The organism is Marinobacter orientalis (assembly GCF_004792665.1).
GTDB lineage: Bacteria > Pseudomonadota > Gammaproteobacteria > Pseudomonadales > Oleiphilaceae > Marinobacter > Marinobacter orientalis.
Window position 1 is genome coordinate 143,440 of sequence record NZ_SRZX01000002.1, and the last position, 12,594, is coordinate 156,033.

A 12,594-nucleotide genomic window follows, 5' to 3' on the forward strand; every position below is an offset into this window, starting at 1 on the left:
TAACCGCCGCCTGACGAGAACTCAAAGCCTCACGACGGGAATGACCGATATTTAAGACGGGTCATATTCCCAGAGCATCACGGGCTTGAGCAACGGTATGGAATGACCCGAACACAATCACCAGGTCATCCTTCGCCGCTTCCGCCAGTGCCTGCTCCAGGCCCTCCCCGACCGATGACGAAAGCTCTGGCGAGGCCTCCCCGACAATATCGGCGAGGCGTGCAGCGAGTTCCCGGCAGCCCAGGCCCCGGGGAACCGCCAGACCGGCAAGGTGCCACTGATCCACAACCCGGCTCATTGCCCGGGCTACGCCTTCCACATCCTTATCGGCGAGTGCGGCGTAGACCGCGATGACACGGCCGGCGGGCTTGCGCTGCCGGGCGATCCGGTCAGCCAGCCAGGCTGCCGCATGGGGGTTGTGACCAACGTCCGCAATCACCCGGGGCGAAAGCTTCAGAACCTCGTAACGCCCGGGCAGCGTAAGCTCCGCCAGTATCCGTTCGATAGACGACAATGCCAGGCCGGGTTCAAGCTGACGGATGGCAACAACCGCAGCGGCAAGACTGTGGACAGGAAGGCCGGTGTCGGGAATTCTGACCTCATCACCGTAACGGTCCTGCCTGAGGGTAAATCCCCCTGCAGCCCTGCCGTCATCCCCGGACAGTACAAGCTGATAGGTTTCACCGGGGCGCTCCAGCAGTACTTTCTGGGCGGAAACCTGCTGGAGCACGGACGCCGGAGGATTGATGTCCGCATAAATGGCATTGATACCGGGGCGCAGTATTCCCGCCTTCTCGAAGCCGATAACCTCACGGTTGTCGCCGAGAAAGGACACATGATCTATGTCCACCGAGGTAATGATCGCCAGATCCGGATCCAGCACATTCACCGCATCCAGCCGACCGCCAAGCCCCACCTCAAGAACCCAGTCTTCAACCCCGGCTTGCTCAAACAACACAAACGCGGCCAGAGTGCCAAACTCGAAATAGGTCAGCGTGGTGTTGCCCCGTGCCGCTTCAACCCGTTCAAAGGCGCCAACCAGCATTTCGTCAGTAACGTTCGTGCCATTGATGCGGACACGTTCGTTGTAGTGCTGAAGGTGCGGCGAAGTGTAAGCGCCGGTCGACCGCCCTGCCCTGATCAGCAGTTGCTCGAGAGCTGCAACGGCACTGCCTTTGCCGTTGGTACCGCCAACAGTAATGATCCGCGCTGACGGATTGCGGCGGAACAGTCGCCGTAGCACCAGAAGAACGCGATCGAGGCCGAGGTCGATTTCGGAAGGATGGATGGATTCAAGATAAGCAAGCCACTGCTCAAGCGTGGCTCCGGCGCCCGGCATCTGAAGGTGCCGGGCGCTGGAATCATTCGACGGGGACATCGCTTTCCGGTCGCTCCGATACTTCGAACTCGATCGGTGCTTCCGTAGCCGGCTTTTCCAGACCGGCAAATTTGGCCAGCAATGCTGCAATGCGTTGGCGCATCTGGTGGCGGTGCAGAATCATGTCGATGGCGCCATGCTCCAGCAGGAACTCGCTGCGCTGGAAGCCCTCGGGCAGCTTTTCGCGAACTGTCTGCTCGATAACGCGGGGCCCGGCAAAGCCGATCAGCGCATAGGGCTCTGCGATGTTCAGGTCACCCAGCATGGCCAGGCTGGCGGAAACGCCACCAAACACCGGATCCGTCATCACCGAAATGTAGGGAATGCCTTCCTGCTTCATGCGCTCAAGCACCGCTGCAGTCTTGGACATCTGCATCAGCGACAGAATGGCTTCCTGCATTCGCGCGCCGCCACTGGCAGAGAAACAGACCAGGGGAATCCGCTCTTCCAGGCACACGTTGGCAGCCTGGACAAATTTCTCACCCACCACCTGGCCCATGGAGCCGCCAAGGAAGTTGAATTCGAACGCCACCGCAACCAGGGGCGTCTCCAGGCAGTTGCCACGCATGGCCACAAGCGCGTCTTTCTCGCCGGTCGCCTTCTGGTTCTGGGCCAGTCTGTCCTTGTAGCGCTTGCTGTCCTTGAACTTCAGGCGATCCCAGGGCTCCAGATCTGCCGCAATTTCCTGGCGGCCTTCCTTGTCCAGAAAGATATCCAGGCGGCGGCGGGCCGTCACTCGCAAGTGATGCTGACATTTGGGACAGACATCCAGGTTCTTGTCGAGCTCCGGCTTGTAGAGAAAGGCCCCACACTTCGGGCACTTCTTCCAGAGCCCCTCAGGGACCCCGGTCCGTTGCTTGGATTCCGAGCGGATCTTGCTCGGCATGATCTTGTCCAGCCAGTTACTCATGATCTCATCCTGTCCTTATATGCCTGCCGGATACCTGTGTGTCAGGAGGGCAGGCTGTCCAGTGCTTCGCGCATCGGGTGAAGCAGATCTGACAGCGCCCGCTTGAGCTGATCAGGATCTGCCTGATTCCGGGCTATTGTATCTACCAGCACACTGCCGACAATTACACCATCGGATACCTGACCGACAGCTGCAGCGGTGGCTGCGTCACGGATACCGAAGCCGACAGCTACCGGTAGTGCCGTGAGTTCGTGAATGTGGGCGACATTCGCGGCAACCTCATCCACATCAATTTTGCCAGCGCCGGTCACACCCTTGAATGAAACATAGTACACATAGCCGGAACTGTGCTCACTGATTGCACGAATCCGGTCATCGGTGGTGGTCGGTGCCAGCAGAAATATCGCATCCAGGTTACGCGCGGTGAACAACGGCGCCACTTCATCCGCCTCTTCCGGCGGCAGGTCCACGGTCAGGATGCCATCCACGCCCGCATCGACAGCACCATCGGCAAACTTTTCCTGGCCCATGGCTTCCATGGGATTAAGATAGCCCATCAGCACGATGGGCGTTGCATCATCTTTTTCACGGAAGGTTTTCACCATCGCCAACACCTGGCGCAATGAGGTTCCGTGCCTGAGCGCCCGCTCACAGGCCTGCTGGATCACCGGGCCATCTGCCATGGGGTCCGAAAACGGAACACCCAGTTCGATGATGTCTGCGCCAGCGTCAACCAGGGTGTGCATCAAGCCAACGGTCTGATCCGGGTGCGGATCCCCTGCGGTAATATACGGGATCAACGCCTTGCGACCCTGTTCCCTGAGGGTCCTGAGCACCCCTTCGATTCGACTCATGCCTGCTCCTTTGCTGTTGCTTAAACTTCTATGCCATCAATTTCAGCGACGGTCTGCATATCCTTGTCACCGCGTCCGGAGATGTTAATAACCACCACCTTGTCTTTATCCATGGATGCAGCAAGCTTGATTGCATACGCAACCGCATGGGCAGTTTCCAGCGCCGGCATGATGCCTTCGACGCGGGTCAGCTTACGGAAGCCGTCCAGCGCCTCGTCGTCAGTCACCGAGACGTAGTGTGCCCGGCCAATGTCCTTGAGCCAGCTATGCTCCGGACCAACGCCCGGATAATCCAGGCCGGCGCTCACCGAATGCGTACCGGCGATCTGGCCGTTTTCGTCTTCCATCAGATAGGTCCGGTTGCCGTGAAGTACACCCGGCCGGCCGGCGCTCAGGGGTGCGGCGTGCTGGCCGGTATCGATACCAAGGCCACCTGCTTCCACACCATACAGTTCGACGCTTTCATCAGTCAGGAACGGATAGAACATGCCGATGGCGTTGGATCCGCCACCTACGCAGGCCACCAGTGCGTCCGGCAGCTTGCCGGTCCGGTCCAGACACTGTGCGCGAGTTTCCCGGCCAATCACCGACTGGAAGTCACGAACCAGCAACGGATAGGGGTGGGGGCCCGCCACCGTGCCGATGATATAAAAAGTATCATCAACATTGGCGACCCAGTCCCGCATGGCATCGTTCATGGCATCCTTCAGCGTGCGGGTGCCACTTGTGACCGAGTGGACCTCGGCGCCCAACAGCTTCATCCGGTATACATTCGGCGACTGTCGTCTGATGTCCTCTTCGCCCATGAACACGTGGCACTCGAGACCAAGGCGGGCACAGACGGTTGCCGTGGCCACGCCGTGCTGCCCGGCGCCGGTTTCGGCTATCACCCGTTTCTTGCCAAGAAAACGGGCCAGAAGCGCCTGGCCGATGGTGTTGTTCACCTTGTGCGCACCCGTGTGGTTCAGGTCTTCGCGCTTGAGCCAGATCTGCGCACCACCGGTTTCACGGGTCAGCCTTTCGGCAAAATACAACGGACTGGGCCGGCCCACGTAATGCGCCAGGTCCCTGTCGAATTCGGCCTGAAACTCAGGGTCATCCCTGAGCCTCTTGTACTCGCGCTCAAGGGTCATCAGTGAATCAAACAGCGTTTCTGAAACAAATCTTCCGCCGTAGGCGCCAAAGTGACCCCGCGCATCCGGAAGCGCCTTGAGCATTTCTTCAGTCAGTTTCATCGACACGGTGAACCTCGTTTATAAAATCAGTGATTTTTTCGATGTCTTTGATGCCTTTGCTGCTTTCAACACCACCACTGACATCAACAGCCCAGGGCCGAACCTGCGCGATAGCGCGGGATACGTTATCAGAAGCCAGCCCGCCGGCCAATATGAGTGGCAGAGGGCGGGTTCCCGGAATCAGCGACCAGTTGAAAGCCTGCCCGGTTCCGCCGTACCTGTGCGGATCCCAGGCATCCACCAACAAGCCACTGGCGTTGCCGTAAGCGCGGAACGCGTTGTCAATGTCCAGAGCTTCCCGTACCCGCACCGCCTTGATCCAGCGCACACCGAAACTGTTGCAGAATTCAGGGGATTCGTCGCCGTGAAACTGCAGCAGGTCCAGAGGCACCTGTGACAGTACCTCTCTCACGAACCCTGCTTCCGGGTTCACAAACAGCCCTGTTGCTGTCACGAACGGGGGCACTGCCCTGACAAGCTCCCTGGTTTCCCTGGCCGTCACGCACCTGGGGCTCGGTTCATAGAATACAAACCCGAGGGCGTCCGCTCCAGCGGCAATCGAATCCACCACGTCCTGGTGCCGGGTAATCCCGCAAATCTTGACTCGGGTTCTCATAAGGCAATCATCGCTGCTTTCGATGTATGTGAGTCGGACTGCGTGGCCGGTTGTCAGCGGGACTGAACCACGGCGTCACAAAACCCGGCCCGCATTGTGCCGCCGGAATCGAAAACTCAGCCGGGTATCCCACATCCACAAGGTACAACCCGTGAGGTGGCGCAGTCACTCCCGCGGCCGTTCTGTCTCTGCTGCCCAGTATCTCACGAATCCATTCCGGGTGCTGCTTCCCGCTGCCAACAGCCATCAGTGCGCCGGCAATGTTGCGCACCATATGGTGAAGAAAGGCGTTGGCCTGGATATCAATTACGACGAATTCGCCCTTTCGGGTTACGTTAATCGCCTCAACAAAGCGTATGGGCGATCTTGACTGGCAACCTGCGGCCCGGAATGACGAAAAGTCATGCTCTCCATGCAGGAACTGGGCCGCCTGGTTCATCAACTGCGCGTCCAGTGGTCGAAAGGTCCAGCTGACCTGGCCACTGAGGATGCCGGGCCGTACCGGGTGATTGTAAATCACGTATCGATAACGACGATAGGTTGCCGAAAAACGTGCGTGGAAATCACCGCTACCATTACCTGCCCAATGCACGGCAATGTCTGCCGGCAGGGACGTATTGATACCCATTACCCATGAACGTCGGTTGCGTACTGAAGGCGTTTCGAAATGGGCAATCTGGTAACTGGCGTGGACACCTGCGTCCGTTCGACCAGCGCAGACCAGATCGACCGGATGGTCCGCCACCAGTGAAACGGCGCGGGTCAGCTCTCCCTGCACAGAACGGACACCGGACTTCTGGTACTGCCAGCCGTGGAATCCCCGGCCATCATACTCGAAGGCCAGTGCGACACGCCCAGCCCCGATGGAATGGTCGGTGGTCAGTGGTTGCGGTGTAAGAAACAATGAAGTATCCGAATAGCGGTGCTGATAACAAAACAAAACGCCGGCTTTTGTCCAGGAGTTACCCGGTAGCCGGCGTTTCGCGCTTCTGAACCTGATTATATCGAATCAGGACAGATTTTTAAGGAGACCCTGCGCTTCCGCTTTCTGCTCCTCATCTCCTTCCAGTGCAACTTCCTCCAGGATGTCCCGGGCTCCATCCACATCGCCCATCTCCACATAGGCCCTCGCCAGATCCAGCTTGGTTGATGCCTCATCGGTTCCCGACAGGAAGTCGAAATCGTCATCGTCCCCGAGCTCGGACTCATCAATGTCAGCCGCCCCGGAAGAAGTCCCGGCAAGTGTGGAGTCCGACGCCAACGGTGGCTCTTCAGCGTCCCCGGCGGACTGCCCGGCCTCAAAAGCCCTCTCGAGATCTTCGTCGCTCAGTTCCGGAAACTCATCCTCTACGGCTTCGACAGCGGCAACCGTTGCTTCGGGATCGTCGGGCTCTTCGCTGCCCAGGCTGTTTTCCAGACCAGGCTCCCTGTCAAATAACGCTGCACCTTCCTCTGCCTCTGCCTCTGCCTCGGCGCTTACCCCTCCTGTATCCAGTCCTTCCGTACCAGCGGAATCGCCGGTGTCGGCAAATTCATCCATCAGGGCGAGATCATCGTCGGATACATCCAGCTCCAGGTCGTCCAGCTCGTTCCCGTCACTGTCAACGGACGTGTTGTCGTCGCCGGCAACCTTGTCCAGCTCCGCATCCAGATCATCAAGGAAAGACTCATCCAGTGAATCGAGCTCCTCTGCTGGCGACCCGGCAGTCCCGGCATCGGGTACGGATGTCGCCAGGTCTTCCTCATCAATCTCCAGTGAGCCGAACTCGTCGGAATCGTCTGTCTCCAGGTTATCGACTTCGCCGGTTTCCGTCCCGGACTCAAAGTCATCCTCCAGCGTGAAATCGAACGACTCGTCAGTCAGATCTTCGGCCTCGTCCCCCGAAACATCAATCTCGGACAGGTCGTATTCGATCAGATCGTCCGGATCGGACTTTGCTTCAGTGCCGGCCGTTTCAGTGCCGGCAGCTTCAGGTTCGTCCGGGTCCAGCTCTGCAAAGTCTGTTTCCAGACTGCCAAACTCGTTCTCCTCGATTTCGCCTGAATGGGATTCATAACGGTCTGAAACAAGCTCATCGGAGAGATTATCCGCGGACGACACACCGCCCGTCTCAAAAGAATCGGACCTCAGCTGCGACTCAAGGTCGTCGATGCTGGGCATCGACTCGGCTTCTTCAAGACGCGACTGGAGCGCGTGGGCTTGGGCAACGGCCTGCTCGTCTTGCAGGGCCTCTACTTCGCGCATCTGCTTCTCGAACGACGCCCGGTCCTGTGTGTCTGCATAGACCGCCAGAAGTTTCAGCCGCAGATCCGTGCGGCTCGGCTCCCGGGAGATGGCCGTTTCCAGTGACTGCGCCGCCTGATCCATCCGGCCATAGGCAATGTAGGCATCCGCTTCGGCCAACGGATCGCTATCAGCGCCCTGGGCACTTTCTTCTTCGTCCAGCGTCAGGTTGAAGGTATCGCTGTCATTCTCATTTTCGCCACCGAGCTGATCGTAGAACGCTTTTTCACGATTGGCGTTACGACGCGCCAGCAGCAGCAACAGCAATAGCAGAACGATCAGCCCCCCGCCGAGGGCAATCTGGTACATGGGGTTGTTGGTGATGGCGCCGATCACATTACCGGGGAAACCGCTGTCAGGTTGTGCCGGCGGAGCAGCCGGCTCCTGCTCTGCCTGCTGCGCCGGTGCTGCAACTTCTGCTTCTTCCCCGGATTCGTCAGCAGCCGTTGACATTTCAGCAACCGATTCGTCCACAGCAGGATCTTCCTCTGCCGGGGCCGCGTCCTGATCCGTGGCGGTGCCATCCGCAACACCGGTTTCGGTTCCGGTTTCAGCGGCATCGGATTCGTCCGTGTCCGCGCCGGCAACATCCGTTCCGGAAGCGGCCTCAATATCGTCTTCCGCTACCTGCTCTGCCAGGGTTTCTTCGTCAGGAGCGTCGACCGGTTGCTCACCGCCTGCCTCGGCTTCTGCCTGTTGAATCTCCGCAATCTGGGTATTCTTCAGTTCCAATAAACGCTGAAGTGTCTCTACCTGCTCCTGCAGGTCGTCAACACGGCCGGTGAGCTCTTCGTTTTCCCGGCGGGCGCTCTCCAGCTCTTCCATGGCAACGGCAGAACCCGCATCAACGCCACCGGCGGTGGAACCGTCGCCGCCTGCGGAACCACCTTCCGCAGAATCGCGGCTGCCAGTGTCGTCGCTGGCCAACAATCTCAGCTCGTCGCCGCCGGTTTCGCCCTGGCCACTCTGACCGGAGGCAACCCGGGAATCCGCAGCCTCGTCGGTAGCGTCAACCGTGCGTTCAGGACTGGAGAGTGCCTCATTCTGCACGGCCACCTGCCGGTTGGCCTCGGCACGGGAACGGCTGCGAATGTCCTCGATATCGGGCACCCGCAGAACTTCACCGCGCTTGAGGCGGTTGATGTTGCCGCCCATAAAGGCGTCCGGATTGAGGTCCTGGAGTGCCAGCATCACCTGTTGCATGGAAACACTGTTGTCCGGGCGAACGCTGGCAGCGATATTCCAGAGGGTATCAGACGGCCCGGTGGGGCCGTAACTGCGGGCTCGCTCGCTCGCGGTGCGCTGAGGCGCCTGAGACCGTGCCTGAGCGCGGGGCTGCGTCTGCTGGCGCGACGGCTGCGCCGCCTCGCGAGTTGCAGGCGCCGCGATCTGTTCCTGTACACCGGATTCCTCGGCATAGACCGGTGGGTCAACCAGAACGGCGTATTCCCGCATCAGACGGCCATTGGGCCATGTCACTTCCAGCAGGAAATTAAGATAGGGTTCCCGTAATGGTTCACGGGACGAAACGTTGACCACCAGGCTGCCATCTGGTGTGGTGGTCACCCGGAAATCCAGTTTGGTAAGGAAATGGTTCCGATCGATACCGACCCTTTCATAGGCCGAATCGGGAGCGATATTTACAAATACATCGCCGGGGTCAACTCCCTCGCTTTTACGCAGATTGATTTCTGCATCCAAAGGCTCATTCAGATAGGACTGTAATTCTATTTCTCCCAGACCCAGGGCCTGTGCGACGCCGGAACCGAGCCCTCCCGCCAGAGCCAGAGCAACCGCAAGCTTGCGTACCTTCATGCTTTTTCCTTACCAGTCTCCGTTATTCGTTACTGTTCATGGGAACAGATATCGGACGAGGTTGGATGACTTCCGTCTTGATTACTATCGTTATTATGTAATGTTTTTAATATTCAGCCCGGCAAGTATTGTTGATAATACGCCTTTAATCAATCAATCAGCCGCAGTACCTGGACCATTTTTTTACGAATATTCAGTAACATATTGTTACCGAAAGATGATCCGGCCATTCCCTCGCCCGAAATGTCGCTATCCCGGGCCAACAGAGGCGCAATATTTACAAAGTGCATCCGAAAATAACAGGGGCGGAGGCGCATTGCAGCCTCCGCCCCTGACCGGTTCTCTGAAACCGGACACAGTTGGCATAATCTTGCCCACTGCGGGTCTTTATTATTTCTCCTGCAGGATGCGAAGCATTCGCCGCAGTGGTTCTGCCGCGCCCCATAACAACTGGTCACCAACGGTAAACGCCGAGATATACTCGGGGCCCATGGCAAGCTTGCGGATGCGGCCGATGGGAACGCTCAGGGTTCCGGTTACCTTCGCGGGCGTCAGCTCCTGAATGGTGGCATCCCGCTCGTTGGGGACCACCTTCACCCAGTCATTGGCCTTCGCCAGAATCGACTCTATCTCCGATATCGGCAGGTCCTTCTTCAGCTTGATAGTCAGCGCCTGGCTGTGAGACCGCATGGCGCCGATGCGAACACAGATACCATCGATGGGGATCGGGTTGTCGCTGCGGCCAAGAATCTTGTTGGTCTCAACACCCGCTTTCCATTCTTCCTTGCTCATCCCGTTATCCAGCTGCTTGTCGATAAACGGAATCAGGCTACCGGCCAGCGGCACTTCAAAGTGCTCGGTGGGGAACCCGTCAGAGCGCATGGTATCGGTAACCTTGCGATCAATCTCGAGAATGGCGGACGAAGGGTCTGCCAGCTCGTCACTCACCGAATCCTTCAGCTCGCCCATCTGGTTCAGCAGTTCGCGCATGTTCTGCGCCCCTGAGCCGGAGGCGGCCTGGTAAGTCATGGGCGACACCCACTCGATCAGGTCCTGCTCCAGCAGGCCACCAAGGGCCAGCATCATCAGGCTGACAGTACAGTTGCCACCGACATAATCCTTCACACCTTTTGCCAGTGCGTCATCGATCACCCTGCGATTGACCGGGTCGAGCACAATCACGGAGTGATCGACCATCCTCAACGTGGACGCGGCGTCAATCCAGTAACCCTGCCATCCGGCATCACGCAGCTTCTGATACACTGCTCCGGTGTAATCCCCGCCCTGGCAGGTAACCACTACATCCAGGGTTTTCAGGGTGTTGATATCGAAAGCGTCCTGTAAAGCGGGCACGCCTTCCTTCCCTACATCCGGGGCCGGTTTTCCAGCCTGGGAAGTGGTAAAGAAGATGGGTTCGATATCTGCAAAATCGTTTTCTTCACGCATGCGCTGCATGAGGACAGAGCCCACCATACCGCGCCAGCCAATAAGTCCAACTCGCTTCATGCGACCTTTGAACCTCGTTTTATGCCCGCCCGCTGCCTTTATCGCTGGCAGGGACAGGATGGATGATCCCGCAACAACAGCGTCGCGTTGTCGTCGGGTCTTGAAAACTGTCGGCCTCAGAGCGCGGCAAGAACCGCGTCACCCATTTCCCGGGTAGACACTTTCCGCCCTTCGGGGGACATGATATCCGCCGTTCTCAGGCCCTGATCCAGCACCTTGCTGACCGCCGCCTCAATCGCCTCGGCCGCTTTTTCTTCACCAAGACTGTAGCGCAGCATCATCGCTCCACTGAGGATGGTGGCCAACGGGTTGGCGATGCCCTGGCCCGCGATATCCGGCGCGGACCCGTGACAGGGTTCGTACATGCCCTGCTTCTCGGAGTTCAGGGAAGCAGACGGCAACATTCCGATGGAACCCGTCAGCATGGCCGCTTCGTCCGAAAGAATATCACCAAACATGTTGCCAGTCACAATCACATCGAACTGTTTGGGCGCCCGTACCAGTTGCATCGCCGCGTTATCGACGTACATGTGGGACAGTGCCACATCCGGATACTCCCGGCGCAGGTCTTCCATGATTTCACGCCACAGAACAGTCACTTCCAGTACGTTTGCCTTGTCGACGGAGCACAGTTTCTTACCGCGCTGCTGGGCGGTTTCAAAGGCTACCCGGCCGATACGACGGATTTCCGATTCGGTGTAGGCGTAAGTGTTATAACCCTGGCGTTCACCATTCTCAAGTTCACGCACGCCCCGCGGCTGGCCAAAGTAGATGCCGCCGGTCAGTTCGCGGACAATCATGATGTCCAGGCCCGATACCACTTCCGGCTTCAGCGAAGACGCCGAGGCCAGCTGCGGGTACAGAATTGCCGGGCGCAGATTGGCAAACAGCTCCAGGTTGGAGCGCAGCCCCAGCAAGCCCTTCTCCGGCCGGCTTGCCATGGGCCGGCTATCCCACTGGGGTCCGCCCACAGCGCCCAGCAGAATGGCGTCCGCCTTGCGGGCCTTGTCCAGGGTATCGTCAGGCAGCGGCGTATCGGTTTCGTCGATCGCAGCACCACCGACCAGGCCGGACTGAAAGTGCAGCCCAAGATCGAATTTTTCGTTGATTCTGTGCAGCACCTTTTCGGCTTCAGCAACAATTTCCGGGCCGATGCCGTCGCCGGGGAGCATCAGGATAGATCGGGACATTTTGTTTCCTTTGGATTCGTTGAATTGTCGGATTACACTCCGCTAATCCGACCTACGGAATTACGGTTAATCAGTGCGCCCATCAATGTAGGTCGGATTAGCGGAGCGTAATCCGACAAACTCTCTCACAGCTGCCAAAACGCCGGTCAACCACCGGCCCCAAACAACCAGGGCGCAGTCTCCCGCCGGGACGCTTCATAGGCCTTGATCACCTCCGCATCCTCCAGCGTCACGCCAATGTCGTCGAGGCCGTTGAGCAGACAGTGGCGGCGGAAATCATCCACCTCGAAAGCGAACGTTTCACCGGAAGGCGTGGTTACGGTTTTTGCTTCAAGGTCAATGGCCAGTTGATAGCCTTCTTCCTTTTCCGCCTCCTGAAAAAGCTGATCAACAGTTTCCTCTTCCAGAACAATGGGTAACAGCCCGTTCTTGAAGCAGTTATTATAGAAAATATCTGCGAAACTGGGCGCTATGATAACGCGGAAACCGAAATCTTCCAGCGCCCACGGAGCGTGTTCGCGGCTGGAGCCGCAGCCAAAGTTGCGTCGGGCCAGCAGCACGCTGGCGTTCTTGTAGCGGTCCTGGTTAAGCACGAAGTCCGGGTTGATCGGCCGCTGCGAAGAATCCTGGTCGGGCTTGCCCTCGTCAAGATACCGCAGTTCGTCAAACAGGTTCGGCCCGAAACCGGTGCGCTTGATAGACTTCAGAAACTGCTTGGGAATGATCATGTCCGTATCCACGTTGGACCGGTCCATGGGGGCAACAATGCCCCTGTGTTGCTTTAATGCTCGCATGGTGTCTCTCCT

10 protein-coding genes are annotated in these 12,594 nt (G+C 58.4%); all 10 read right to left on the reverse strand.

Annotated features, from left to right (window positions below):
* Nucleotides 1-61: 61 nt before the first annotated feature.
* Nucleotides 62-1,378, reverse strand: a complete 1,317-nt coding sequence (gene folC, locus DIT72_RS08965; protein WP_135954906.1) for a bifunctional tetrahydrofolate synthase/dihydrofolate synthase — start codon at nucleotides 1,376-1,378, stop codon at nucleotides 62-64.
* On the reverse strand, nucleotides 1,362-2,288 hold the full coding sequence (gene accD, locus DIT72_RS08970) for an acetyl-CoA carboxylase, carboxyltransferase subunit beta (protein WP_135954907.1): 927 nt from the start codon (nucleotides 2,286-2,288) through the stop codon (nucleotides 1,362-1,364). The genes folC and accD overlap by 17 nt, the downstream gene beginning before the upstream one ends.
* 41 nt (nucleotides 2,289-2,329) lie before the next feature.
* Nucleotides 2,330-3,142: a tryptophan synthase subunit alpha gene (gene trpA / locus DIT72_RS08975; protein ID WP_135954908.1), complete on the reverse strand. Its 813-nt coding sequence runs from the start codon at nucleotides 3,140-3,142 to the stop codon at nucleotides 2,330-2,332.
* Nucleotides 3,143-3,162: 20 nt separating this feature from the next.
* Nucleotides 3,163-4,371: a tryptophan synthase subunit beta gene (gene trpB, locus DIT72_RS08980; RefSeq protein WP_206081093.1), complete on the reverse strand. Its 1,209-nt coding sequence runs from the start codon at nucleotides 4,369-4,371 to the stop codon at nucleotides 3,163-3,165.
* The gene (locus DIT72_RS08985) at nucleotides 4,364-4,993 is read right to left on the reverse strand and encodes a phosphoribosylanthranilate isomerase (protein WP_135954910.1); all 630 of its coding nucleotides are present in this window, start codon (nucleotides 4,991-4,993) and stop codon (nucleotides 4,364-4,366) included. The genes trpB and DIT72_RS08985 overlap by 8 nt, the downstream gene beginning before the upstream one ends.
* Before the next feature lie 7 nt (nucleotides 4,994-5,000).
* Nucleotides 5,001-5,897, reverse strand: a complete 897-nt coding sequence (gene truA, locus DIT72_RS08990; RefSeq protein ID WP_135954911.1) for a tRNA pseudouridine(38-40) synthase TruA — start codon at nucleotides 5,895-5,897, stop codon at nucleotides 5,001-5,003.
* A 105-nt stretch (nucleotides 5,898-6,002) separates the two neighbouring features.
* Nucleotides 6,003-9,092, reverse strand: a complete 3,090-nt coding sequence (locus tag DIT72_RS08995; RefSeq protein ID WP_135954912.1) for a FimV/HubP family polar landmark protein — start codon at nucleotides 9,090-9,092, stop codon at nucleotides 6,003-6,005.
* 390 nt (nucleotides 9,093-9,482) lie between these two features.
* Nucleotides 9,483-10,598, reverse strand: a complete 1,116-nt coding sequence (gene asd, locus DIT72_RS09000) for an aspartate-semialdehyde dehydrogenase (protein ID WP_135954913.1) — start codon at nucleotides 10,596-10,598, stop codon at nucleotides 9,483-9,485.
* Between the two features lie 116 nt (nucleotides 10,599-10,714).
* Nucleotides 10,715-11,788 (reverse strand): 3-isopropylmalate dehydrogenase, encoded by a 1,074-nt coding sequence (gene leuB, locus DIT72_RS09005; RefSeq protein WP_135954914.1) that lies wholly within the window; start codon nucleotides 11,786-11,788, stop codon nucleotides 10,715-10,717.
* A 146-nt stretch (nucleotides 11,789-11,934) separates the two neighbouring features.
* On the reverse strand, nucleotides 11,935-12,582 hold the full coding sequence (leuD, locus tag DIT72_RS09010; RefSeq protein ID WP_135954915.1) for a 3-isopropylmalate dehydratase small subunit: 648 nt from the start codon (nucleotides 12,580-12,582) through the stop codon (nucleotides 11,935-11,937).
* Nucleotides 12,583-12,594 lie beyond the last annotated feature (12 nt).